General features: G+C 55.2%; 20 protein-coding genes and 4 tRNA genes. 17 read left to right on the top strand and 7 right to left on the bottom strand.

What is annotated here, in order from left to right:
• Nucleotides 1–48: 48 nt before the first annotated feature.
• Both gppA and rhlB read right to left on the bottom strand, forming a co-directional pair.
• Nucleotides 49–1,533, bottom strand: coding sequence for a guanosine-5'-triphosphate,3'-diphosphate diphosphatase (gene gppA / locus C1N69_RS21955; protein ID WP_025757584.1), 1,485 nt, complete (start codon nt 1,531–1,533; stop codon nt 49–51).
• Between the two features lie 6 nt (nt 1,534–1,539).
• Nucleotides 1,540–2,808 carry an ATP-dependent RNA helicase RhlB gene (gene rhlB / locus C1N69_RS21950; protein ID WP_025757583.1) on the bottom strand — a complete coding sequence of 423 codons (1,269 nt, stop codon included), beginning with the start codon at nt 2,806–2,808 and terminating at the stop codon, nt 1,540–1,542.
• A gap of 144 nt (nt 2,809–2,952) precedes the next feature.
• Here rhlB and trxA point away from each other — a divergent pair, with 144 nt between their 5' ends.
• The 17 genes from trxA (at nt 2,953) to C1N69_RS21865 (ending at nt 18,116) form a co-directional block, all read left to right on the top strand.
• On the top strand, nt 2,953–3,282 hold the full coding sequence (gene trxA / locus C1N69_RS21945; protein ID WP_006179218.1) for a thioredoxin TrxA: 330 nt from the start codon (nt 2,953–2,955) through the stop codon (nt 3,280–3,282).
• A gap of 345 nt (nt 3,283–3,627) precedes the next feature.
• Complete coding sequence (gene rho, locus C1N69_RS21940; RefSeq protein WP_008501566.1) at nt 3,628–4,887, top strand: transcription termination factor Rho; 1,260 nt, start codon at nt 3,628–3,630, stop codon at nt 4,885–4,887.
• A 242-nt stretch (nt 4,888–5,129) separates the two neighbouring features.
• Complete coding sequence (gene wecA / locus C1N69_RS21935) at nt 5,130–6,233, top strand: UDP-N-acetylglucosamine--undecaprenyl-phosphate N-acetylglucosaminephosphotransferase (RefSeq protein ID WP_047959702.1); 1,104 nt, start codon at nt 5,130–5,132, stop codon at nt 6,231–6,233.
• 13 nt (nt 6,234–6,246) lie between these two features.
• Complete coding sequence (gene wzzE / locus C1N69_RS21930) at nt 6,247–7,293, top strand: ECA polysaccharide chain length modulation protein (RefSeq protein WP_025757579.1); 1,047 nt, start codon at nt 6,247–6,249, stop codon at nt 7,291–7,293.
• 60 nt (nt 7,294–7,353) lie between these two features.
• Nucleotides 7,354–8,484, top strand: a complete 1,131-nt coding sequence (gene wecB / locus C1N69_RS21925; protein WP_155031863.1) for a non-hydrolyzing UDP-N-acetylglucosamine 2-epimerase — start codon at nt 7,354–7,356, stop codon at nt 8,482–8,484.
• Entirely contained in the window at nt 8,481–9,743 is a 1,263-nt protein-coding gene (gene wecC / locus C1N69_RS21920) for a UDP-N-acetyl-D-mannosamine dehydrogenase (protein WP_095442014.1), read from the top strand. The genes wecB and wecC overlap by 4 nt, the downstream gene beginning before the upstream one ends.
• Complete coding sequence (gene rffC / locus C1N69_RS21915; RefSeq protein ID WP_155031862.1) at nt 9,740–10,417, top strand: dTDP-4-amino-4,6-dideoxy-D-galactose acyltransferase; 678 nt, start codon at nt 9,740–9,742, stop codon at nt 10,415–10,417. Before wecC ends, rffC begins: the two co-directional genes overlap by 4 nt.
• A gap of 4 nt (nt 10,418–10,421) precedes the next feature.
• Complete coding sequence (gene rffA / locus C1N69_RS21910; protein WP_025757575.1) at nt 10,422–11,552, top strand: dTDP-4-amino-4,6-dideoxygalactose transaminase; 1,131 nt, start codon at nt 10,422–10,424, stop codon at nt 11,550–11,552.
• A 1-nt stretch (nt 11,553) separates the two neighbouring features.
• The gene (gene wzxE, locus C1N69_RS21905; protein WP_155031861.1) at nt 11,554–12,804 is read left to right on the top strand and encodes a lipid III flippase WzxE; all 1,251 of its coding nucleotides are present in this window, start codon (nt 11,554–11,556) and stop codon (nt 12,802–12,804) included.
• A complete protein-coding gene (locus tag C1N69_RS21900; RefSeq protein ID WP_045285575.1) occupies nt 12,801–13,880 on the top strand; it encodes a TDP-N-acetylfucosamine:lipid II N-acetylfucosaminyltransferase in 1,080 nt (359 codons plus the stop codon). The genes wzxE and C1N69_RS21900 overlap by 4 nt, the downstream gene beginning before the upstream one ends.
• Nucleotides 13,877–15,229: an ECA oligosaccharide polymerase gene (gene wzyE, locus C1N69_RS21895; protein ID WP_095452465.1), complete on the top strand. Its 1,353-nt coding sequence runs from the start codon at nt 13,877–13,879 to the stop codon at nt 15,227–15,229. Before C1N69_RS21900 ends, wzyE begins: the two co-directional genes overlap by 4 nt.
• Before the next feature lie 12 nt (nt 15,230–15,241).
• Nucleotides 15,242–15,982 carry a lipopolysaccharide N-acetylmannosaminouronosyltransferase gene (gene wecG, locus C1N69_RS21890; protein ID WP_155031860.1) on the top strand — a complete coding sequence of 247 codons (741 nt, stop codon included), beginning with the start codon at nt 15,242–15,244 and terminating at the stop codon, nt 15,980–15,982.
• A 197-nt stretch (nt 15,983–16,179) separates the two neighbouring features.
• Nucleotides 16,180–17,565 carry a bifunctional threonine/serine APC transporter ThrP gene (thrP, locus tag C1N69_RS21885; protein WP_095442009.1) on the top strand — a complete coding sequence of 462 codons (1,386 nt, stop codon included), beginning with the start codon at nt 16,180–16,182 and terminating at the stop codon, nt 17,563–17,565.
• Between the two features lie 102 nt (nt 17,566–17,667).
• Nucleotides 17,668–17,744, top strand: a tRNA-Arg gene (locus C1N69_RS21880).
• 67 nt (nt 17,745–17,811) lie between these two features.
• Nucleotides 17,812–17,887, top strand: a tRNA-His gene (locus C1N69_RS21875).
• Between the two features lie 21 nt (nt 17,888–17,908).
• A tRNA-Leu gene (locus C1N69_RS21870) sits at nt 17,909–17,994 on the top strand.
• A 45-nt stretch (nt 17,995–18,039) separates the two neighbouring features.
• Nucleotides 18,040–18,116, top strand: a tRNA-Pro gene (locus C1N69_RS21865).
• A 506-nt stretch (nt 18,117–18,622) separates the two neighbouring features.
• On the opposite strand, the gene C1N69_RS21860 is transcribed toward C1N69_RS21865, so the two are convergent.
• From C1N69_RS21860 to hemC, 5 genes are all read right to left on the bottom strand, one after another.
• Entirely contained in the window at nt 18,623–19,834 is a 1,212-nt protein-coding gene (locus C1N69_RS21860) for an MFS transporter (protein ID WP_155031859.1), read from the bottom strand.
• A 172-nt stretch (nt 19,835–20,006) separates the two neighbouring features.
• Nucleotides 20,007–21,206, bottom strand: a complete 1,200-nt coding sequence (hemY, locus tag C1N69_RS21855; protein ID WP_047959695.1) for a protoheme IX biogenesis protein HemY — start codon at nt 21,204–21,206, stop codon at nt 20,007–20,009.
• Between the two features lie 2 nt (nt 21,207–21,208).
• Nucleotides 21,209–22,411 (bottom strand): uroporphyrinogen-III C-methyltransferase, encoded by a 1,203-nt coding sequence (gene hemX, locus C1N69_RS21850; RefSeq protein ID WP_155031858.1) that lies wholly within the window; start codon nt 22,409–22,411, stop codon nt 21,209–21,211.
• 20 nt (nt 22,412–22,431) lie between these two features.
• The gene (hemD, locus tag C1N69_RS21845) at nt 22,432–23,172 is read right to left on the bottom strand and encodes a uroporphyrinogen-III synthase (protein WP_047959694.1); all 741 of its coding nucleotides are present in this window, start codon (nt 23,170–23,172) and stop codon (nt 22,432–22,434) included.
• Nucleotides 23,169–24,110: a hydroxymethylbilane synthase gene (gene hemC / locus C1N69_RS21840; RefSeq protein ID WP_045285579.1), complete on the bottom strand. Its 942-nt coding sequence runs from the start codon at nt 24,108–24,110 to the stop codon at nt 23,169–23,171. Before hemC ends, hemD begins: the two co-directional genes overlap by 4 nt.
• Between the last annotated feature and the right edge of the window lie 98 nt (nt 24,111–24,208).

Below are 24,208 nucleotides of genomic sequence, written 5' to 3'. Positions count from 1 at the left end.
TTTGTAGGCCGGGTAAGGCGAAGCCGCCACCCGGCATTTTTCACTCTCTTACTTTACTTCCAACACCCAGTGCACATAGCTCTGCCACTGGCATTCCTGCTCGATCAACTCAGCCCCAAGCGGGTGATTATCCAGCCACTTTTCCGGCAGCGTCAGGGACAATTTTTCGTCATCGGCCACCAGGTTGATCGCAGGCAGCAAATCATCGCGGCGGCGGCTGGCAAACAGGATCGCCAGACGCAGCAGACGGCACAGATGCTCGGCCACACGCGGCGGTACGGCGTTTTGCTGGTGCAAAGAAGAGAGATCAACGGCATTGGTCTGGTTCAGCAGCAGCGTTGCCAGCAGTTTTTTCTGCGCGGGCGTATAGCCCGGTAAATCAAGGTTACGCACCAGATACGCAGCGTGAGCAGGAGCCTGCTTAAAATCAATGCTCAGCCCCACTTCATGGAGCGCACAGGCGCTCAGCAAGAGATCGCGGCTCAGATGATCGAGATCCCATGCGTTAGCGACCTGATCGGCGAAGCGTGACGCCAGTTGCGCCACGCGACCAGCCTGATCGATATCCACCAGAAAACGGCGCTGTACGTTGCGCAGCGTACGGCTACGAATGTCCTGATCAACCGACAAATGCAACATCCCATAGACCAGACCTTCGCGCAGTGCGCCGCCGGCCAGCGTCATACAGGTGATGTTGAGCTCGGTGAAAATGGCGATCAGAATGGCCAGCCCGCTCGGGAAGACCAGCGCACGTTCAAGGGTCAGGCCTTCAATTTCCAGCTCTTCCAGTCGTCCGCACTGAATAGCGCGCTGTTTAAGCTGCTGAAGCTTGGCAAGCGTAATCCGCTCGTCCATGCCCTGTGCCATCATGATTTCCTGCAAGGCCTGCACGGTACCCGAGGCACCTACGCAGACTTTCCAGCCGTGATAGCGCAGTTCGTCCATCACCGGACGTAATACCTCGCGCGCGGCATTTTCTGCCTCGTCGAAGTTCTCTTTGCCGAGATTGCGGTCGGCAAAGTAGCGCTCAAGCCAGGTCACACAGCCCATCGACAGGCTAAACAGCGAGGTCGCCTGCGCGCCCGTACCGGTGACCAGCTCCGTGCTGGCCCCGCCGATATCCACCACCAGACGGCGATCGTCGCCCCCTGTGGTATGCGCAACACCCTGATAAATCAGGCGAGCCTCTTCTTCACCGCTGATCACCTGAACCGGACAACCGAGAATTTCCTGCGCTCTGGCAATAAAATCCACGGCGTTAACCGCCAGGCGGAGTGTCGCGGTGGCAACAACGGTGATTTGGGAATGGGGGATATCCTGCAGACGCTCAGCGAAGAGCCGCAGACACTGCCAGCCACGTTCCATGGCTTCTGGTGAGAGGTAATTGTCGCTGCTCAGGCCCGCCGCGAGGCGGACCTTGCGCTTAATGCGCGTCAGCGTTTGTATGCTTCCCGCCACCTCGCGCACAACCAGCATATGAAAACTATTTGAACCGAGATCGATGGCTGCGTAAAGCGAGGTGGAGCTGAGCATATATTCTTAACCTGAACGACGACGATTACGCGGCGCGCCACCTGAACGACGCGGACCATTGCCGGAGCGTGGGCGGGTAAGACGCTTAGGCGGCGGCAGTTCGCTTAACAGCGCTTCCGGATTGTATTTGCTCTGCGGAATAGAGTGACCGATGTAAGCCTCAATGGCGGGCAGATTCAGCGCATACTCTTCACACGCAAGGCTAATCGAGTGACCGCTTGCGCCCGCACGACCGGTACGACCGATACGGTGTACATAGTCTTCACAGTCGTCTGGCAGGTCATAGTTGAAGACGTGCGTCACGGCTGGAATGTGCAAACCACGTGCTGCCACGTCGGTTGCGACCAGAATGTCGAGATCGCCACGGGTAAACTCTTCGAGAATACGCAGGCGTTTTTTCTGCGCCACGTCGCCGGTCAACAGGCCTACACGGTGACCATCAGCAGCCAGATGGCCCCAGATGTCTTCACAACGGTGTTTGGTGTTCGCGAAGATAATGGCGCGATCCGGCCACTCTTCTTCAATCAGCGTTTGCAGCAGACGCATTTTCTCTTCATTGGAAGGATAGAAGAGCTCTTCTTTAATGCGGTGACCCGTTTTCTGCTCCGGCTCCACTTCCACATATTCGGCGTTGTTCATCTGTTCGAACGCCAGTTCGCGTACACGGTAAGAGAGGGTGGCAGAGAACAGCATATTCAGACGCTGGTTGGCCGGCGGCATACGGCGGAACAGCCAGCGGATGTCTTTAATGAAGCCCAAATCGTACATGCGGTCGGCTTCATCGAGCACTACAACCTGGATGGCACCGAGGTTAATGTGGTTCTGTTTGGCGTAATCGATAAGACGGCCAGTGGTACCGATCAGGATATCCACACCGCTTTCCAGCACTTTCAGCTGCTTATCGTAACCGTCACCGCCATAGGCCAGACCCAGCTTGAGGCCGGTAGCCTGTGCCAGGGGTTCAGCGTCTGCGTGGATCTGTACCGCCAGTTCTCGCGTCGGGGCCATAATTAGCGCGCGCGGCTGGTTAACTTTGCGGTCTGCAATCGCTGGGTGAGAAAGTAAATAATGAAACGTTGACGTCAAAAACGCCATCGTTTTGCCAGTACCGGTTTGCGCCTGCCCTGCAACATCGCGACCGGCCAGCGTCAGCGGCAGGGCGAGGGCCTGAATGGGCGTGCAGTTATGAAAGCCTTTGTTTTCAAGGGCTTCAATGACTTTTGGGTGCAGGGCGAAGTCGGAAAACTTCTGTTCTGTTAAATGTGTTTTGCTCATAGTGTGGTAGAATATCAGCTTACTATTGCTTTACGAAAGCGTATCCGGTGAAATAAAGTCAACCTTTAGTTGGTTAATGCGACATCAACACGTCGTTGGTGGAGACAAAACCAACGTACCAGGCTTATTCCTGTGGAGTTATATATGAGCGATAAAATTATTCACCTGACAGACGACAGTTTTGACACGGACGTACTTAAGGCTGACGGGCTGATCCTCGTCGATTTCTGGGCTGAATGGTGTGGTCCTTGCAAAATGATCGCCCCGATTCTGGATGAGATCGCCGACGAATATCAGGGCAAACTGACCGTTGCCAAGCTGAACATCGACCAGAACCCGGGCACCGCACCAAAATACGGTATCCGTGGTATCCCGACCCTGCTGCTGTTCAAAAACGGCGAAGTGGCGGCGACCAAAGTGGGCGCGCTGTCCAAAGGTCAACTGAAAGAGTTCCTGGACGCTAACCTGGCGTAAGGTTTCTCCGCTGTGCGTCCAGAGCATCTTGCTAAATGATGTGGAACTCTGGACGCCCGGCAGAAGTCGTGCTAAGTTAGCTATGACTTCGTTTTAAACATATCTTGTTGTTTGAATCTTGTTTTACCCGATACTTCCCGTTGTTGACATAAACAGTGCGTGAAGTGGCTAAATTCCGGGCTTGTCACTCAATCCGTCTTGTCGTTTCAGTTCTGCGTTCTTTCCCTGTGACCAGACAGCGAACAGACATGAGTTGATGGCCGCTAAACAGGCATGGATGACCCTGCCATACCATTCACAACATTAAGTTCGAGAATCACCCCGAGTTTAAGAACCCACACCATTATGAATCTTACCGAATTAAAGAATACGCCGGTTTCTGAGCTGATCACTCTCGGCGAAAATATGGGACTGGAAAACCAGGCTCGTATGCGCAAGCAGGACATCATTTTCGCCATCCTGAAGCAGCACGCTAAGAGTGGCGAAGATATCTTTGGCGACGGTGTGCTGGAGATATTGCAAGACGGATTTGGTTTCCTCCGCTCTGCAGACAGCTCCTACCTCGCCGGCCCTGACGACATCTACGTATCCCCCAGCCAAATCCGCCGTTTCAACCTCCGCACTGGTGACACCATTTCAGGTAAGATTCGTCCTCCTAAAGAGGGTGAACGCTACTTTGCGCTGTTGAAAGTCAACGAAGTTAACTTCGACAAACCAGAAAACTCGCGTAATAAGATCCTCTTTGAGAACTTAACGCCGCTGCACGCGAACTCTCGCCTGCGTATGGAGCGTGGTAACGGTTCTACCGAAGACTTAACCGCACGTGTTCTGGATCTGGCCTCACCAATCGGTCGTGGTCAGCGTGGTCTGATTGTGGCACCGCCAAAAGCGGGTAAAACCATGCTGCTGCAGAACATCGCGCAGAGCATTGCTTACAACCACCCTGACTGTGTGCTGATGGTGCTGCTGATTGACGAACGTCCGGAAGAAGTTACCGAGATGCAGCGTCTGGTTAAAGGTGAAGTTGTGGCTTCGACCTTTGACGAACCGGCCTCTCGCCACGTTCAGGTTGCTGAGATGGTGATCGAGAAGGCGAAACGCCTGGTTGAGCACAAGAAAGACGTGATCATCCTGCTCGACTCCATTACGCGTCTGGCGCGTGCCTACAACACCGTGGTCCCGGCTTCCGGTAAAGTACTGACCGGTGGTGTGGATGCTAACGCCCTGCATCGTCCAAAACGCTTCTTCGGTGCTGCACGTAACGTGGAAGAGGGCGGCAGCCTGACGATCATCGCGACAGCGCTGATCGATACCGGCTCCAAAATGGACGAAGTGATTTACGAAGAGTTTAAAGGGACAGGCAACATGGAACTGCACCTTTCTCGTAAGATTGCTGAAAAACGCGTCTTCCCGGCAATCGACTACAACCGTTCTGGTACCCGTAAAGAAGAGCTGCTCACCACCCAGGAAGAGCTGCAGAAAATGTGGATCCTGCGCAAAATCATCCATCCAATGGGTGAAATTGACGCGATGGAGTTCCTCATTAACAAACTGGCGATGACCAAAACCAACGACGATTTCTTCGACATGATGAAACGCTCGTAACGCAAATAAAGCCAGTGAACGCCACGTTTTTACGTGGCGTTTTTCTTTTATGGACTATACGCTAGTACCACCTACTCCCAATTTTGACCGGTCGGTGCGACAATAGGACCGTTTATACAGTCAAAGAAATAATTGATTGAAAAATATACAAAGGGAGTTGTGAGAAGCCACCTTTATTACTTCTGAGGCGGTGGCTTCATGGTTATACTTCCGGGACTAACATTTGTTGAGAGCAATCCATTGTGAATCTACTCACCGTTGTGACTGAGCTAATCAGTATATTTTTATTCACAACCTGTTTTTTGTTCATCGCGCGTAAGGTGGCAAAAAGAATAGGGTTGGTGGACAAACCTAATTTTCGTAAACGTCATCAGGGACTTATTCCTCTTGTAGGAGGGATTTCTGTTTACGCAGGTATCTGTTTCACGTTTGGTATTGCGGATTATTATATTCCACACGCAGCCCTCTATATTGCCTGTGCGGGTGTCCTGGTCCTCGTCGGGGCGCTTGATGACCGGTTCGATATCGCGGTGAAAATACGTGCCACCGTCCAGGCGGCGATTGGCGTGGTGATGATGGTCGTGGGTGGGCTGTACCTGAGAAGCCTCGGTTATGTGTTTGGCCCCTGGGAGTTAGTCCTGGGTCCATTTGGTTTCTTCCTGACGCTCTTTGCCGTCTGGGCAGCTATCAATGCCTTCAACATGGTTGACGGCATTGACGGCCTGCTCGGGGGATTGTCTTCTGTCTCGTTCGCCGCCATCGGCATTATTTTGTGGTTTGATGGCCAGTACAGCCTGGCAATGTGGTGTTTTGCCATGATTGCCGCCATCCTGCCTTATATTCTCCTTAACCTCGGTGCGCTCGGGCGTCGCTATAAAGTCTTTATGGGTGACGCGGGCAGTACGTTGATTGGTTTCACCGTGATCTGGATTTTGCTCGAAACGACGCAGGGCAAAACGCACCCGATCAGTCCGGTCACGGCATTGTGGATCATTGCTATTCCATTAATGGATATGGTGGCGATTATGTATCGCCGTCTGCGTAAAGGGATGAGTCCTTTCTCGCCTGACCGTCAGCATATTCATCATCTCATCATGCGCGCGGGTTTTACTTCTCGTCAGGCGTTTGTGCTGATCACCCTGGCCGCTGCTATTCTGGCCGCCATTGGCGTCGCGGCTGAATATGCCCACTTTATTCCTGAATGGGTAATGTTGGTATTATTCTTGCTAGCATTTTTCCTGTACGGCTACTGTATTAAGCGCGCATGGAAAGTGGCGCGATTCATTAAACGTCTGAAACGCAGGATGCGTCGTAACAATGACAAAAACCCAACATTAACTAAGTAAAACCGGGACTATGATGACTCAACCGTTGGCGGGAGCGAAATCAGTGGTAACTGAGAATGAACTGGATATTCGTGGTTTGTTTCGCGTGTTATGGGCAGGCAAACTTTGGATTGCGGGGATCGCACTGGGGTTCGCACTGTTAGCCCTGGCCTACACTTTCTTTGCAAAACAGGAGTGGAGCGCCACGGCAATCACAGACCGACCTACGGTTAACATGCTCGGTGGGTTTTATTCTCAGCAGCAGTTCCTGCGTAACCTGGATATCAAGGCCAATCTGGCGACACCTGACCAGGCTTCTGTTATGGATGAAGCCTACAAAGAGTTTGTGATGCAGCTGGCCTCCTGGGACACGCGTCGCGACTTCTGGTCCCAGACGGATTATTACAAGCAACGTATGGTGGGTAACAGCAAGGCGGATGCCGCGCTGTTAGATGACCTGATTAACAATATTCAGTTTATGCCGGGCGATGCGCTGCGTAACGTGAATGACAGCGTCAAGCTGATTGCAGAAACCGCGCCGGATGCCAACAACCTGTTGCGCCAGTACGTTGCGTTTGCCAGCCAGCGTGCTGCCAGTCATCTCAATGAAGAGCTGAAAGGCGCCTGGGCGGCCCGTACCATCCAGATGAAGGCGCAGGTAAAACGTCAGGAAGAGGTGGCGAAAGCCATTTTCGCTCGCCGCGTACACAATATTGAGCAGGCGCTGAAAATTGCGGAACAGCACAATATTTCCCGCAGCGAAACGGATGTACCGGCTGATGAACTGCCGGATTCTGAAATGTTCCTTCTTGGCCGCCCCATGCTGCAGGCACGTCTGGAAAATCTTCAGGCCGTTGGCCCCGATTTTGACCTCGACTACGATCAAAACCGCGCCATGCTCACTACCCTGAATGTCGGTCCGACGCTGGACCCGCGTTTTCAGACCTATCGTTATTTGAGAACGCCTGAAGAACCTGTAAAACGCGATAGTCCGCGTCGTGCATTCCTGATGATTATGTGGGGGATTGTCGGCGCACTGACGGGCGCTGGCGTGGCGTTAACGCGTCGTCGCACAAACTAAGAACGCCGTCTACGATGAAGGCTATGTATGGCCTTCATCGCTTAATCGAAGAGAATCGATGTGAAAGTACTTACCGTATTTGGCACCAGGCCGGAGGCCATTAAGATGGCACCTCTGGTTCATGCGCTGGCCAGCGATCCTGATATTGAAGCGAAAGTGTGTGTCACTGCCCAACACCGTGAGATGCTCGATCAGGTTTTAACGCTCTTTTCTATCGTCCCGGATTACGATCTTAATATTATGAAACCGGGTCAAGGGCTGACAGAGATAACCTGCCGCATCCTGCAAGAGCTCAAGCCGATCCTGGAGTCATTCAAGCCCGACGTGGTGCTGGTTCACGGCGACACCACCACCACCGTGGCGACAAGCCTGGCGGCGTTTTACCAGCGTATTCCCGTAGGACATGTTGAGGCGGGGCTGCGCACCGGCAATCTCTACTCGCCGTGGCCGGAAGAAGCTAATCGCACGCTCACCGGACATCTGGCGATGTACCACTTTGCACCCACGGAAAATTCCCGTCAGAACCTGCTGCGTGAAAATATCGCTGATAACAAAGTCTTCGTGACCGGTAATACGGTCATTGATGCGTTAATTTGGGTACGTGATCGCGTGCTGGCGAACCGCGAACTGCAGGAAGACCTTGCTGCCCGTTATCCCTTCCTGCACAACGGCAAAAAAACCATCCTGGTTACCGGCCACCGCCGCGAAAGCTTTGGCAGGGGCTTTGAGCAGATCTGTCATGCGCTGGCTGAAATTGCTGCGCAGAACGAAGATGTGCAGATCGTTTATCCGGTCCATCTCAACCCTAACGTCAGCGAGCCGGTTAACCGCATTCTGGGCCATGTCGACAATGTACTTCTGATGGAACCGCAGGACTACATGCCGTTTGTCTGGCTGATGAACCATGCCTGGCTGATCCTCACCGATTCCGGTGGGATCCAGGAAGAAGCGCCTTCCCTCGGTAAACCGGTGCTGGTGATGCGTGAAACAACCGAACGCCCGGAGGCCGTTAAAGCAGGAACCGTGCGCCTGGTCGGAACCAGCACGCAGTTGATTGTCGAAGAGGTCACGCGCCTGCTGCACGACGAGGAAGCGTATCAGGCAATGAGCCGGGCCCATAACCCATATGGCGACGGGCAGGCTTGTGGTCGTATTTTGCATGCACTTAAACACAATCGGGTATCGCTATGAGTTTTACTACCATCTCTGTCATTGGTCTTGGCTACATTGGCTTGCCCACCGCGGCGGCGTTTGCCTCTCGTCAAAAACAGGTTGTCGGTGTGGATATCAACACACGCGCGGTGGAAACCATTAACCGTGGCGAAATTCATATTGTGGAGCCCGATCTCGACCGCGTGGTCAAGGAGGCGGTTGACGGGGGATTCCTGCGCGCCAGTACCACGCCGGTTGAAGCGGATGCGTACCTGATTGCCGTTCCCACGCCATTTAAAGGCGACCATGAACCCGACATGGTCTATGTCGAAGCGGCGGCGAAATCTATCGCGCCTGTGCTGAAGAAAGGGGCGCTGGTGATCCTTGAGTCGACATCGCCGGTTGGCGCGACCGAGCAGATGGCGCAGTGGCTGGCCGACGCGCGTCCTGATTTAAGCTTCCCGCAACAGGCGGGAGAGCAGGCGGATATCAATATCGCCTACTGTCCGGAGCGCGTACTGCCGGGCCAGGTGATGGTTGAACTGATTAAAAACGACCGCGTGATTGGCGGTATGACGCCCGTGTGTTCTGAACGTGCCAGCGCGCTATACAAGATTTTCCTTGAAGGCGAATGCGTGGTGACCAACTCCCGCACTGCTGAAATGTGCAAGCTGACGGAAAACAGCTTCCGTGACGTTAACATCGCCTTCGCGAATGAACTGTCACTTATTTGCGCCGATCAGGGGATTAACGTCTGGGAGTTGATTCGCCTGGCGAATCGCCATCCGCGTGTCAATATTCTCCAGCCAGGCCCGGGCGTGGGCGGGCACTGCATCGCCGTCGACCCGTGGTTTATCGTGGCGCAGAATCCGGCGCAGGCTCGTCTGATCCGCACCGCGCGTGAAGTGAACGACAGCAAACCGCACTGGGTACTCAACCAGGTCAAAACCACGGTAGCGGATTGTCTGGCAGAGAGCGGCAAGCGCGCCAGCGAGCTGAAAATCGCCTGCTTTGGTCTGGCATTTAAGCCCAACATTGACGACCTGCGCGAAAGCCCGGCAATGGAAATTGCTGAAATGATTGCCGAATGGCACAAAGGCGAAACGCTGGTGGTCGAGCCAAATATTCATGAACTGCCGGCAAAACTGGCGGGGCACTGCACGCTGACAGCGCTCGACAATGCCCTGGCGACGGCGGATGTGCTGGTGCTGCTGGTGGATCACAACGAGTTTAAAGCGATCTCCGGCGAGGCCGTTCATCAGCAGTATGTGGTTGATACCAAGGGTGTCTGGCGTTGAGCCGCCTGAATGGGGTACTCGAGTCTCTGCAATGGGAGAGTGCCTTTTTCAGTCTGCCGTCGGCCATCGTACGTCTGCGCGATGATGCGCCGGCACTGACTGAATCGGCATTTACCGCCTGGCAACGGGTACAGGCTAAGATCCCGGCGGACCGTACTGATCTGCTTGATGCGCTCCAGCAGCACGGCTTTAAGCTGGTTGAAGGTGAGGCCGATCTCTCCATTACCCTTACCCGGTACGATGCGCCCGGTGCGGAAATGGCAACCGAACAGGATATTCCCGTGTTGCGTCAGATGGCGGCCCAGGCGTTTGCGCAGAGCCGCTTTCGCGCGCCCTGGTACGCGCCTGGCGATAGCGGACGGTTTTACGCCCAGTGGGTGGAGAATGCGGTCAAAGGCACGTTTGACCATGTCTGCCTGGTTTTTCGGGCAGGGGACAGTCAGATCCAGGGATTTGTCTCCCTGCGTAAGCTCAACGAGCGCGAGGCGCGGATTGGCTTATTAGCCGGGCGTGGGATGGGTGAGAAACTCATGCAGGCGGCGCTGTACTGGGCGCAGGAGCAAAAACTTGCGACGCTGCGGGTGGCGACCCAGGTGGGCAATACCGCCGCGCTTAAACGATATATTGCGAGTGGTGCCAACATCGACGCCACCGCCTACTGGTTATACAGGTGACAAGATGATTCCATTTAACGCACCACCCGTCGTGGGCACCGAACTCGACTACATGCAGTCTGCTATGGGCAGCGGCAAACTCTGCGGTGATGGTGGGTTTACCCGTCGCTGCCAGCAGTGGATGGAGCAGCGTTTTCACAGCGCCAAAGTGTTGCTGACCCCGTCCTGTACGGCATCACTGGAAATGGCGGCCCTGTTGCTGGATATCCAGCCTGGCGATGAAGTCATTATGCCAAGCTATACCTTCGTCTCCACGGCGAACGCGTTTGTCCTGCGCGGGGCGAAAATCGTCTTTGTGGATATCCGTCCGGATACCATGAACATTGATGAAACGCTCATTGAAGCGGCGATCACCGATAAAACGCGCGCGATTGTGCCGGTCCACTATGCGGGCGTAGCCTGCGAAATGGACACCATCATGGCGATTGCCAACAAACATAACCTGTTTGTGGTGGAAGACGCCGCCCAGGGGGTGATGTCCACCTACAAGGGACGCGCGCTGGGCACGATCGGCCATATTGGCTGCTTTAGCTTCCACGAAACCAAAAACTACACCGCTGGCGGTGAGGGCGGCGCGACGCTGATAAACGATCGCGCGCTGGTCGAGCGCGCGGAAGTGATCCGCGAAAAAGGGACCAACCGCAGCCAGTTCTTCCGCGGACAGGTAGACAAATACACATGGCGCGATATCGGCTCAAGTTATCTGATGGCGGATCTGCAGGCGGCATACCTGTGGGCGCAACTGGAAGCCGCGGAGCGTATCAACCTTCAGCGTCTGTCCCTGTGGCAAACCTATTACGACGCGCTGGAGCCTCTGGCGAAAGCCGGGCGCATTGAACTCCCGACCATTCCGGCTGATTGTGTCCACAATGCGCACATGTTCTACATCAAGCTGCGCGATAACGACGATCGCAGCCAGCTCATCGCCTGGCTGAAAGAGGCTGAAATTATGGCGGTGTTCCACTACATTCCGCTGCACTCCAGCCCTGCGGGCGAAGCGTTCGGCACATTTGCGGGTGAAGACCGTTACACGACCAAAGAAAGTGAGCGTTTGCTTCGCCTGCCATTGTTCTACAACCTCGCGCCAGTTAACCAGCGTACGGTGATTAATACTCTTCTGAGCTATTTCGGCTGATATGTCTCTGGCAAAAGCATCGGTGTGGACCGCCGCGTCCACACTTGTAAAAATTGGCGCCGGACTGCTGGTCGTCAAGCTGTTGGCCGTCTCATTTGGCCCGTCAGGTGTCGGGATGGCGGGTAACTTCCGCCAGCTTGTTACCGTCCTTGGGGTGCTGGCCGGTGCCGGAATCTTCAACGGCGTGACCAAATACGTTGCGCAGTATCATGATGATGCGCTGCAGCTGCGCCGTGTGGTGGGGACAGCTTCGGCGATGGTCACGGGTTTTTCGACCCTGATGGCGATTGTCTTTCTGCTGGCGGCGGCCCCCATCAGCCAGGGACTGTTCGGTCACACCCACTATCTGGGACTGGTGCGTCTGGTTGCGTTGGTGCAGATGGGTATTGCCTGGGCTAACCTGCTGCTGGCGCTGATGAAAGGTTTTCGTGATGCTTCCGGGAACGCCCTTGCGTTAATCCTGGGAAGCGTCATTGGTGTTATTGCCTATTACTTCTGCTATCGCCTCGGTGGCTATGAAGGCGCCCTGCTCGGGCTGGCGCTGGTACCGGCCCTCGTGGTTGTGCCTGCCGCGTTTATGCTGATGCGTCGGGGCGTCATCCCTCTGCGCTACCTGAAACCGCAATGGGACAAGCTGCTTGCCAGCCAGCTGGGTAAATTTACCCTGATGGCGCTCATCACCTCCGTCACGCTGCCCGTGGCCTATGTGATGATGCGAAACCTGCTGGCGGCACATTATAGCTGGGAGGAGGTCGGGATTTGGCAGGGCGTGAGCAGCATTTCTGACGCCTACCTCCAGTTTATTACGGCTTCCTTTAGCGTTTATTTGCTGCCAACCTTATCGCGTCTGACGTCCAGACAGGATATCACCCGTGAGATTTTCCGATCGCTGCGCTTTGTCTTGCCGGCGGTTGCGGCTGCCAGCTTCACTGTCTGGTTATTGCGCGATGTCGCTATCTGGCTGCTCTTCTCGGCGAAGTTCACCGCCATGCGCGATCTCTTTGCCTGGCAGCTGGTGGGCGATGTACTGAAAGTGGGGGCTTACGTTTTCGGCTACCTGGTGATTGCGAAGGCCTCACTGCGACTGTATATCCTGGCGGAAATTAGCCAGTTTGTGTTACTGACGTCGTTCTCGCACTGGTTGATACCCGCGCACGGCGCGCTGGGGGCGGCTCAGGCCTATATGGCAACGTATATCGTTTATTTCGCTGCCTGTTGCGGCGTATTTTTATTGTGGCGTAAACGCGCATGACTGCACTGATTCACATCCTGGGATCGGATATCCCACACCATAACCAGACCGTTTTGCGGTTTTTCAACGACGAGCTGGCATCGGGTAATCCCGATGCGCGTGAGTTTATGGTTGCAGGTCAGGATAAGGGCCTGAGCGCAGCATTTCCGGCGCTGAACATGAGCTTCTGGCCGGATAAGGCCACGCTGGCAAAGGCGGTGATTGCCAAAGCCAAAGCGGATCGTGAGCAACGATTCTTCTTCCACGGGCAGTTTAATACCGGCCTGTGGCTGGGGCTTCTCAGCGGGGGGATTAAACCTTCCCAGTGCAGTTGGCATATCTGGGGGGCCGATCTCTACGAAGTCTCCCGCGGCTGGAAATTCCGTCTGTTCTATCCCCTGCGCCGCATGGCCCAGGGGCGGGTGGGCTGCGTTTTTGCTACCCGTGGCGATCTCAACTATTTTGCGAAACAGCATCCGAATGTGCGCGGTGAGCTGCTCTATTTCCCGACCCGCATGGATCCGGCGTTGAACGCCATGGCAAATGACACGGTGCGAGAAGGCAAGCTGACGATCCTGGTGGGGAATTCCGGCGATCGCAGTAACGAACATGTTGCAGCGCTCAGGGCGGTGCATCAGCAGTTTGGCGACACGGTGAAGGTGGTGGTGCCGATGGGCTATCCCGCCAATAACGACGCCTACATTGATGAGGTTCGCCAGCAGGGGCTCGCGTTATTCAGCGCGGAGAATTTGCATATTCTGCGGCATAAGCTGGAATTTGAGGAGTATCTCGCGCTGCTGAGAAAATGCGACCTCGGGTATTTCATCTTTGCCCGTCAGCAGGGCATTGGCACGCTGTGTCTGCTTATTCAGGCGGGGATCCCGTGCGTGCTCAATCGCGACAACCCGTTCTGGCAGGACATGGCCGAACAGCATCTTCCGGTCCTGTTTACCACGGATGTGCTTAATGAAGAGGTTGTTCGGGAAGCACAGCGACAGCTGGCGCTGGTGGATAAAAACGCCATCGACTTCTTTAGCCCGAATTACCTCACGCCGTGGCACCGTGCACTGCGTATCGCTGCAGGAGACAAAGCATGAGCCAGTTGCAATTCAGCGGTTTGCTGGTCGTTTGGCTGCTGAGCATCCTGTTTATCGGTACGCTCACCTGGTTCGAATTCCGCCGCGTGCGTTTCAACTTTAACGTGTTCTTCTCGTTATTGTTTCTGCTGACGTTCTTTTTCGGTTTCCCGCTCACCAGCATTCTGGTCTTCCGCTTTGACGTGAGCGTCGCGCCGCCGGAAATTTTGCTCCAGGCGCTTCTGGCAGCGACCTGCTTCTATGCGGTCTACTACGTTACTTATAAAACGCGTCTGCGTTCCGCGCAGGCCGCCGCGCCGCGCCGGGCGCTATTTACCATGAACCGTGTGGAGACCCACCTGACGTGGGTGATGCTGATGAGCATTGCCCTGGTCAGTGTCGGTATCTTCTTCATGCATAACGGCTTCCTGCTGTTTAAGCTTCACTCCTACAGCCAGATTTTTTCTGCCGAAGTATCGGGCGTGGCGTTTAAGCGTTTCTTCTACTTCTTCATCCCGGCGATGCTGGTGATCTTTTTCCTGCGTCAGGACAGCAAAGCGTGGCTGTTCTTCCTGGTCAGTACCGTTGCGTTTGGCATCCTGACCTATATGATTGTGGGCGGTACGCGCGCCAATATCATTATCGCTTTCGCCATCTTCCTGTTTATTGGCATCATCCGCGGCTGGATCTCGCTGTGGATGCTGGTTGCCGCCGGGGTGTTTGGCATTGTGGGGATGTTCTGGCTGGCGCTGAAGCGGTACGGAATGAACGTGGCGGGTGATGAGGCGTTTTATACGTTCCTCTACCTTACGCGGGATACGTTCTCGCCGTGGGAAAACCTGGCATTACTGCTGCAAAACTACGACAAGATTGATTTCCAGGGGCTGGCGCCGATTGTTCGCGACTTCTACGTCTTTATCCCTTCCTGGCTATGGCCGGACCGCCCTGGCGTGGTGCTGAATACGGCGAACTACTTTACGTGGGAAGTGCTGAACAACCATTCCGGTCTGGCAATCTCGCCAACGCTGCTCGGTTCCCTGGTGGTGATGGGGGGGGCGTGGTTCATTCTGCCCGGGGCGGTTGCCGTGGGGCTGATTATCAAGTGGTTCGACTGGCTTTACCTGCGTGGCAATGAAGAGACCAACCGCTATAAAGCGGCCATTTTGCACAGTTTCTGCTTCGGTGCCATTTTCAATATGATCGTTCTGGCGCGTGAAGGACTGGATTCGTTTGTTTCGCGCGTGGTGTTCTTCATGGTTGTTTTCGGCGTCTGCCTGTTACTGGCCAAGCTGTTGTACTGGCTGTTTGACAATGCAGGGCTTGTGCACAGGCGCGAGCGTCAGGGCAGCACAACGCTGTCACAAGTCTGAGTAAGGATAGTAATGACTGATAACATTTCTGCACCGCGCTATGCGCTACGTGGTCTGCAGCTGATTGGCTGGCGCGACATGCAGCATGCGCTGGACTTTCTCTTCGCCGACGGCCAGATGAAATCCGGTACGCTGGTCGCCATCAATGCGGAAAAGATGCTGGCGGTGGATGATAACGCCGAGGTCAGAAGCCTGATTGAAGCGGCGGAGTTTAAGTACGCGGACGGCATCAGCGTGGTTCGCTCCATCCGTAAAAAGTATCCTGACGCTAATGTTTCTCGCGTGGCGGGAGCCGATCTCTGGGAGCAGCTCATGGCTCGCGCCGGCGCGCAGGGCACGCCCGTGTTCCTGATTGGCGGGAAGCCGGAGGTGCTGGCTCAGACTGAGGAGAAACTGCGTCGTCAATGGAATGTGAATATTGTCGGCAGTCAGGATGGTTACTTCAAACCTGAAGCACGGCAGGCCCTGTTTGAGCGCGTTCGTGACAGCGGGGCGAAAATTGTCACCGTGGCGATGGGCTCCCCGCGCCAGGAGATCCTGATGCGTGACTGCCGTCTGGTCTGCCCTGATGCCCTTTATATGGGTGTCGGCGGCACGTATGACGTCTTTACCGGCCACGTTAAGCGTGCGCCTAAGGTTTGGCAAAATCTCGGGCTGGAGTGGCTGTACCGCCTGTTATCGCAACCGACGCGTATTAAACGACAGATCCGTCTGCTTCGCTACCTCGCCTGGCATCACACCGGGAAAATGTAATCAAAATGTAGCGCGATATGCTATTCGCGCTGCAACTCGCCTGCAAAACTGCTGATAATCTGTGCAATGCATTCATTTTTTTAATGCATCGTTTGCCATTTGGCACATTTTAAGAAACCATTCGCTCCGTATTTTAGTCCCCCTAAAAAACAATACCCGGTCTTAAGCCGGGAAACAGCAAACACAATCGAGGATCTATGGCTGAGAAAAAACCGGAGCTACAGCGTGGGCTGGAAGCTCGTCATATTGAACTGATAGCGCTGGGCGGCACTATCGGCGTGGGCCTGTTTATGGGTTCGGCAAGCACGCTCAAATGGGCTGGCCCTTCCGTCTTACTGGCGTACATTATCGCCGGGCTGTTTGTTTTCTTCATTATGCGTTCCATGGGCGAAATGCTCTTCCTGGAACCGGTAACCGGCTCTTTTGCCGTTTATGCACACCGGTATATGAGCCCGTTCTTTGGCTACCTGACGGCCTGGTCATACTGGTTTATGTGGATGGCGGTGGGCATTTCAGAGATCACCGCGATAGGGGTCTACGTTCAGTTCTGGTTCCCGGATATGGCCCAGTGGATACCCGCGCTAATAGCCGTGGGGCTGGTGGCGCTGGCAAACCTGGCCGCCGTACGTCTTTACGGTGAGATCGAGTTCTGGTTTGCAATGATTAAAGTCACCACCATTATCGTGATGATTGTCGTCGGACTGGGCGTGATTTTCTTCGGCTTTGGCAACGGTGGACACGCGATTGGCTTTGGCAATCTGACCGAAAATGGCGGCTTCTTCGCTGGCGGCTGGAAAGGCTTCCTGACGGCGCTGTGTATCGTTGTGGCTTCGTATCAGGGCGTGGAGCTCATCGGGATCACAGCCGGTGAAGCGAAAAACCCACAGGTTACGCTGCGTAGTGCAGTGGGCAAAGTACTGTGGCGTATCCTGATTTTTTATGTGGGCGCGATCTTCGTTATCGTGACCATCTTCCCGTGGAACGAAATTGGCACGACGGGGAGTCCGTTTGTTTTAACCTTCGCCAAAATTGGTATCACGGCGGCGGCGGGTATCATTAACTTTGTGGTCCTGACGGCGGCGCTGTCAGGCTGTAACAGCGGGATGTATAGCTGTGGGCGTATGCTCTATGCGCTCTCGAAGAATAACCAGCTGCCTGCGGCAATGAGCAAAGTCTCACGTGCTGGCGTGCCGGTTGCGGGTGTGGCGGTATCCATTGCTATCCTGCTGATTGGCTCTTGCCTGAATTACATCATCCCGAATCCGCAGCGCGTGTTCGTTTATGTCTACAGTGCCAGCGTACTGCCGGGCATGGTGCCGTGGTTTGTTATCCTCATCAGCCAGCTGCGTTTCCGTCATGCGCATAAAAAGGCGATTGCAAGCCATCCGTTCCGCTCAATACTGTTCCCGTATGCGAACTATTTGACGATGGCGTTCCTGATTTGCGTATTAATCGGAATGTACTTTAATGAAGATACCCGCATGTCGCTGTTTGTCGGGATGATCTTCCTGGCGGCCGTGACGGCGGCGTATAAGCTTTTTGGCCTGGGTCGCCGTGCCACCACGCAGAAAGTGGAGGAATAAGCGGCAAAATGTGCAAACCATAACCAAACGCGCATTTTTTTCAAAAAAGCACTAGACAGCGGGGTCGGAGGTACGTAATATCCAGCCCCGCAACGGCGCTAAGCGCCCGTAGCTCAGCTGGATAGAGCGCTGCCCTCCGGAGGCAGAGGTCTCAGGTTCGAATCCTGTCGGGCGCGCCATTTTAGTCCCGGCGCTAGAGCTGCGGTGGTCTGAGAAGTAGTCAGTACCGCGTGAAAGAATACAGTGGTGGCTATAGCTCAGTTGGTAGAGCCCTGGATTGTGATTCCAGTTGTCGTGGGTTCGAATCCCATTAGCCACCCCATTATTGAAAGAGTTGTGAATTGCGAAGGTGGCGGAATTGGTAGACGCGCTAGCTTCAGGTGTTAGTGTCCTTAGGATGTGGGGGTTCGAGTCCCCCCCCTCGCACCACGACTTTTTAAATGAATTGAACTAAAAATTCAAAAAGCAGTACATCGGCGAGTAGCGCAGCTTGGTAGCGCAACTGGTTTGGGACCAGTGGGTCGGAGGTTCGAATCCTCTCTCGCCGACCAATTTTAAACCCCGCTTCGGCGGGGTTTTTTGTTTTCTGCCACTTTTCTTCCCTGTAGTGATTCCCCGACAGCACTCCATCTTATTGTCGCGATTCAGCGACATTCAACTTATTGAAAATAAAGTGTTTTCAAGGATGTGTGTTTTGCTGTCTCCTCCTGGCGACATATTTCTGTATTGAACGATATGTTGTCGGGCTTAAGACGACGCTCAACAGCATAATTTCCTTTTATCTTAAAATGTTGCGCCATGTAAAACTTCCTGGTGTCATGTTGGCACGTTACATGCAATAATATGCGTGTAGATGCTCATTCCATCTCTTATGTTCGCCTTAGTGCCTCATAAACTCAGGAATGACGCAGAGCCATTTACGGTGCTTATCGTCCACTGACAGATGTCGCTTCGGCCTCATCAAACACCATGGACACAACGTTGAGTGAAGCACCAAATATGTTGTCTTACAGACCTGTTTTAACGCCTGCTTTTATAGCAGGCGTTTTTTTATGCCTTATTCCCGATACCGGCGCATGATCAGGGCCACCAACAGCAGGGCGGCTGACGAGACCATATAAAGCGCCTGCACTGAGCCAACCCCAACTGCCACCATTGCGGCAATGCCGGTGAAAAGAGAGGCGCTGAGCGTTTGCCAGCGCCAGGCTTTACCGCTGGCTGAAGCGGTTTGTGCAAAATGAAAACTACTGAGAATGCCGAACGTGCCAGCCGCGAAGAGAACATTCGAGGCCAGATGTGCAATAAAGATCATCCCCAGCGCATATGCCATTCGCCCGGACAACCACGGCAGCATTCCATAAGCGGCCAGAAAGAGGCCAAGACAAACGATGATTCGCGGCGTGCGTGTGGCGAAGCGCGCCAGGCTCTCTTTTTTTAGCAGCAGGGGGCCGCAAAGTTGTCCCAGGCTCCTTGCGAAAAGCAGAGGTAAAGCCAGACCCGCCGCATCCTGAGGATGGATTTGCTGCGCCAGTGCCGGAAGAAGCGCCATGGCCGGTGAGCCGACGGCCGCCAGCGCCGGCAAAATGAGCAGGCTGCGTTTTTGTCGAACGGTTAACGTCCGCCAGCGTAGTGGCACAGGGGTTTCCTCTATACCGGGGAGCGGTAGCAATCGCGCAGAAAACCGGCGTCCAGCCAGCCACAGCAGTAATAACGACCCGAGAAAGCTGGCGGCATCAATGGCGAGTAAGGTAAACACGGATGTCTTCTGGAACAGCACTACGCCGAGTCCGGTTCCGAGCAGCACCTGAGAGGCAAAAATCACATTCTCCAGACAGGTTGCCGCAGGCAGCTCCGCTTCGCTAAGACCGCGCTTAAAGAGCAATGTCAGCGCGGGCCAGCTCATTCCGCTGAGCAGCGCTTCGGTGGATTGCACGGCGAGTAGCGCCGCAATGCTGTGATAACCCGTGCCAAACAGGGGAAAGAGCAGAGCGAGCAATCCCAGCCCCTCGGTCAGGATCAGCAGAGATATCGGAGAATAGCGTGAGCACAGTTTTTCGCCGATCGCGCTGCCGATGAATCCCGGTACCGTAGCGAAAAGAAAAGCGAGAGTGAGCAGGGCGGGCGGGGCCGACCACGCTAACAGTAAACCAAAGACCACCACCTGGGTTAACCCATTCCCCAGCGAAGAAAAAATAAAGGCACAGGCAAGCAGGCGCAGCCAGCGATGGCAGCGCAGCGCTTCAATAAGCGCATACATAAGCGAGTTCATGACGATTTCCTTTCAAAAACGATTTAATCCACGCTGCAGAAAATGCGCGTGTGTGAAAAAAGGTTAATGAAAAGACATCGTTACATTGGCGGGTTCGTTTGCGGATTCGGGTGTAAAGAATGTAGCAGGAGAAAGGCGATAAAAAAAGGAGGCCGTCGGGCCTCCTTTTTATTTATTGCTGACTGCCATTATTTCGCAGCGTCAGCAATAACCCATCGCGGCGCATCGCTGCCGCCTCTTCCGGCTTATGCTGCTTGTCCAGCGTATCGGCAAGCCACGCATAGTCAAAGGCATCCGGACGCTGTTTCAGCGCCGCGCGGAAGGCAAGGCTCGCCTCCTGCCATTCGCCGTGCTTCATCAACGACTGACCGAGCGTACTCCACAGCAGCGGGCGATCGCCGACGGTTTTAATCTGCTGACGCAGCACTTTCTCGACTTGCTCAGGATTGTTGGTTTTCAGGCGCGGGATCACCATCACCAGACGATCGTCGTACTGACGCTTCAGACCGTCGAGGAGGATCTCCTGGGCGGTGTCATGATCGTCACATTCAATCAGATGTTCCGCCATTGCCACCTGCAGTGGAACCTGCTGGCGCGTTTTACGGCTCTGGTTCTTCCACCACGTTTTCAGACCGTCGCTGCCGAGATCGGCGCGCGCCTGGTCCATCAGGCCAATCCACGCCAGACGCTGAAGCTCATCACGGTGCTCATCATCGCCAACATCGGCCTTCGCCATCGACGGAATGATGTCCAGCAGCGAGCCCCACGCGCCGGTTCGGATATAGGCCTGCTCGGCAAGACGCAGCACCTCCGGATGACGTGGCGCGACTTCCAGCAGGCGGTCGATACCGTGACGTGCCGCGTGGTTCTCATTGCGTGCCAGCTGCAGACGTACGCGCGTAATTTCCACCGGAATCGGGTCGCCATGCGCCAGCTCAGCCGCCCGTTCCAGATGCTGATTGGCGCGGGCTTCATCACCGCGCTGCTGCGCCGCTTCGGCAGCAAGCAGGTAGTTCACCACCGGCTGCTCGGCATGGTCGGCGTTTTTCGACATCAGCTTTTCAACCTGCTGATAGTCACCTTCTGCGAGCTTAAGCAGCGCCTGTTCGGTCTGCTTACGGGCGCGGCGGCGCTTACGGCCAACGAACCAGCCGCGTGTATGGGCACCGGTGCGGAAAAGACGGCGCAGGATCCATTCGAGCGCAAACAGCACCACTACGCCGAGGATCAGAATGATCGTCAGGCCCGTTACGCTGGTTTCGATGTTGTAGTTATCGGTCTGGATCAGGACGTAGCCCTGATGGCCGGCAAGCATCGGCCCCAGCACGATCCCGGCGATCAGCAGAACGAAGAGTAAGAGGACTTTTAGCATCATTACTCTCCTTGCGGCGCGCTTTCAGGCGCCGGTGCGGAAGCAGGAGCAGGTGCCGCTCCGCCCGTCTGCTCTGACGGTACGCCCGGCTGCGCCAGAAGATTGCGTACGCGCGTCTGCATCAGTTTTTCCAGAATCGGCTGGCTGGCCAGCTTGTCCGGCACGTTCATGGTGATGTTCTGCTGGCTCAGTTTATCAATGTCTTCAAGGAAGGCGGTGGTCGTCGCATCATCGGTGTTGTAGTAAGCGCGTACCCACGTTGAGACGTTATCCAGCGCCTGTTTGTAAGTCTCTTCCTGATGACGCGGCACGGCCTGAGCGGCCACCAGCAGGCGGGAACGAATATTTTCGCGCAGATAGACATCCTGGTTCGGCGCCAGCAGCGGGACCGCGGTTTCGTCGCGGCGGCGAATCGTGATAAAGCTGTCCATAAAGTTCTGCCAGCTTTTTTGCAGGTTCACGCGCCATTCGCTCAGGGAGCTGGAAAGCTCGGTCCCGTCGGAATCCATCGGGGAGTCGTCGTCGTTGTTATCCGCCAGCTGCAGGTTATCAATCTGATTCGAAAGCTGATTCACTTTAAGGATAATGCCGTCATAATCCACCTGCGAGACGGCAGAGAGGCTGGCGATGTCTTCGGTGATCGCGCGACGTGCGGTGATAAGGCTTGGATCGTTCATGTCTGCCAGGCTTGCATCGGCGCTCTTCAGCAGCGCAGCGGCAGTGGTGACGTCCTGATCGCTCCAGAGCTTACGTCCGGCGAGCTTCACCAGGAAGTCAGCCTGCGAGAGCAACCAGGTTTTGGCATCGGTACCGGAGATCGTGGCGACCTTCTGCTGCACTTCGCCCAGCTGTTTGGTCAGTTCTTCCTGTTTGCTGTTCGCTTCGGCAAGCGCGGCGGCCTGCTGTTTAATCACCGATTCCAGTTCAGTTTTCTGCGTCTCCTGCGCTTTTTGCAGGGCGCTGAGCTGATTCACCAGCGCATCGCTGGTAGAGGTCTGGTTAGCGCTCTGTTGTTTTACCAGACCGTACAGACCCACCCCGGCTGCCAGCGCAATGGCGATGGCAATCGCGCTCAGCGTGAGGCTCGTTTTGTTGCTGCCGTTTTTCTTCTCAGCGGTTTTCTCAGTCGTCTCTGGCTGTGGTGTTGTCTCCACAGTCTCCCTGGTCTCTTCAACCACGGCGGAGGATTTATCGTGTTCCGTCATTATGGCTTCCCATTTGAGAGTTATTGTAATGCGCGCAGCAGCGCATCGTTGTCAGCGTTATCAGCGATCCGAATATCATGCCAGCCCAGCTCCCGGGCCTGGTTCGCCAGACGCTCACTGACGACCAGAAGCCGACAGTGGAGTAACCAGTTTTCACGATACCATTGCGGCACAAGTGACCAGAGCTGCTGCAGCATTTCACCGCTGGTCACGACCAGGGTATTAATGCCGCGCGTATGCCAGCGCATCGCCTCTTCTGCACCGTCATAATGTTTTGCACAACGCTGGTAGCATTCGCAGAACGTCACGTTAGCCCCGCGCTCCCGCAACGTTTCACCTATCAGTTCGCGTCCGCCGTTACCGCGTAATATCAGCGCACGTTTTCCGGCAATAGTTTGTAATTCAGGTAATTGTAGCAAGACTTCACTGATTTCCCGATCTAACGGGTAACGAACGTCCGCGCCGCTTACGGTATGCAGCGCCAGTGCTGTTGTGCGGCCAATCGCGAAATAGCGGGGGGCAGTTGGCCAGGGCAGACCCTGCTGTTGCAGCTGCGCGTGGGCAAATTCCACGGCATGTTGCGATAACGCAAACAGCAGGTCACCGTCCTGAAGGGTATTCATCTGGTCGGCGAGAGCAGAGAGCTCCCGACCCGGGGAGAATTCAATCAGCGGAAAACTCCAGGCCACCTGCCCCAGTGCGCGCAGACGGCTCACTAATTGCTCTCCTGCGGGAGAAGGGCGGGTGACAAGAATACTCATGCAGGGGGTTCTCCATTATAAACGTCAGCCAGGATTTCGCGGGCGCCGTTATCCAGTAACTCTTCTGCCAGCGAGACGCCAAGCTGTTCGGCATCCTGCGCGTTACCACGACGTTCACCGCGCACCATCTGCGAACCGTCCGGAGCGCCGACCAGCGCGCGCAGCCACAGTTCACCATTCGTCAATTCAGCATAGCTGCCAATCGGCACCTGGCACCCCCCTTCGAGGCGGGTATTCATCGCACGCTCGGCTTTTACGCGGATAGCGGTCTCGTCATGGTTCAGCGGGGCAAGGAGCTCGCGGGTACGCGCATCGTCCAGACGGCACTCAATGCCGACGGCACCCTGGCCAACGGCCGGCAGCGACAGTTCTGGCGGCAGTGCCATGCGAATGCGTTCTTCCAGCCCCAGACGCTTCAGCCCGGCAACGGCGAGAATAATGGCATCGTAATCACCGTTATCCAGTTTGCCCAGACGCGTGCCGACGTTACCGCGCAGCGAGCGAATGATCAGATCGGGACGACGCGCCGCCAGCTGACACTGGCGACGTAAACTGGACGTGCCAACCACGCTTCCCTCAGGCAGCGCATCGAGCGAGTCGTAGCGGTTAGAGACAAACGCATCACGCGGATCTTCGCGCTCGCAGATGGTCACCAGCCCCAGCCCTTCCGGGAACTCGACGGGCACGTCTTTCATCGAATGTACGGCGATATCGGCGCGGTTCTCAAGCAATGCCAGTTCCAGTTCTTTGACAAACAGGCCCTTGCCGCCCACTTTCGCCAGTGGCGTATCCAGGATCACATCACCGCGCGTGACCATCGGCACCAGCTCGACGCGCAATCCACTGTGGCAGGCTTCAAGGCGCTGCTTAACATAATGTGCCTGCCAGAGCGCGAGAGGGCTTTGGCGTGTGGCAATTCTCAAAACATTGTCTAACATGCTTGTTACCGTCATTATCAATCGCCAACCATCCTAACATTGTTGACTCTGGGATGGCAGTTTTACGGTTGATGAAGAGTGAGAGGGACAAGGCGGCG

This window comes from Enterobacter sichuanensis, from assembly GCF_009036245.1.
Classification (GTDB): Bacteria; Pseudomonadota; Gammaproteobacteria; order Enterobacterales; family Enterobacteriaceae; genus Enterobacter; species Enterobacter sichuanensis.
This window is presented reverse-complemented; position numbering and strand designations above follow the sequence as displayed.

Coding starts and splice junctions, on each gene's coding strand:
- rho (WP_008501566.1), top strand. CDS start 3,628: ATGAATCTTACCGAATTAAAGAATACGCCGGTTTCTGAGCTGATCACT.
- wzyE (WP_095452465.1), top strand. CDS start 13,877: ATGAGCCAGTTGCAATTCAGCGGTTTGCTGGTCGTTTGGCTGCTGAGC.
- trxA (WP_006179218.1), top strand. CDS start 2,953: ATGAGCGATAAAATTATTCACCTGACAGACGACAGTTTTGACACGGAC.
- rffA (WP_025757575.1), top strand. CDS start 10,422: ATGATTCCATTTAACGCACCACCCGTCGTGGGCACCGAACTCGACTAC.
- hemY (WP_047959695.1), bottom strand. CDS start 21,206: ATGCTAAAAGTCCTCTTACTCTTCGTTCTGCTGATCGCCGGGATCGTG.
- hemX (WP_155031858.1), bottom strand. CDS start 22,411: ATGACGGAACACGATAAATCCTCCGCCGTGGTTGAAGAGACCAGGGAG.
- wecG (WP_155031860.1), top strand. CDS start 15,242: ATGACTGATAACATTTCTGCACCGCGCTATGCGCTACGTGGTCTGCAG.
- hemC (WP_045285579.1), bottom strand. CDS start 24,110: ATGTTAGACAATGTTTTGAGAATTGCCACACGCCAAAGCCCTCTCGCG.
- C1N69_RS21860 (WP_155031859.1), bottom strand. CDS start 19,834: ATGAACTCGCTTATGTATGCGCTTATTGAAGCGCTGCGCTGCCATCGC.
- wzzE (WP_025757579.1), top strand. CDS start 6,247: ATGACTCAACCGTTGGCGGGAGCGAAATCAGTGGTAACTGAGAATGAA.
- thrP (WP_095442009.1), top strand. CDS start 16,180: ATGGCTGAGAAAAAACCGGAGCTACAGCGTGGGCTGGAAGCTCGTCAT.
- rhlB (WP_025757583.1), bottom strand. CDS start 2,808: ATGAGCAAAACACATTTAACAGAACAGAAGTTTTCCGACTTCGCCCTG.
- C1N69_RS21900 (WP_045285575.1), top strand. CDS start 12,801: ATGACTGCACTGATTCACATCCTGGGATCGGATATCCCACACCATAAC.
- wecC (WP_095442014.1), top strand. CDS start 8,481: ATGAGTTTTACTACCATCTCTGTCATTGGTCTTGGCTACATTGGCTTG.
- wzxE (WP_155031861.1), top strand. CDS start 11,554: ATGTCTCTGGCAAAAGCATCGGTGTGGACCGCCGCGTCCACACTTGTA.
- hemD (WP_047959694.1), bottom strand. CDS start 23,172: ATGAGTATTCTTGTCACCCGCCCTTCTCCCGCAGGAGAGCAATTAGTG.
- gppA (WP_025757584.1), bottom strand. CDS start 1,533: ATGCTCAGCTCCACCTCGCTTTACGCAGCCATCGATCTCGGTTCAAAT.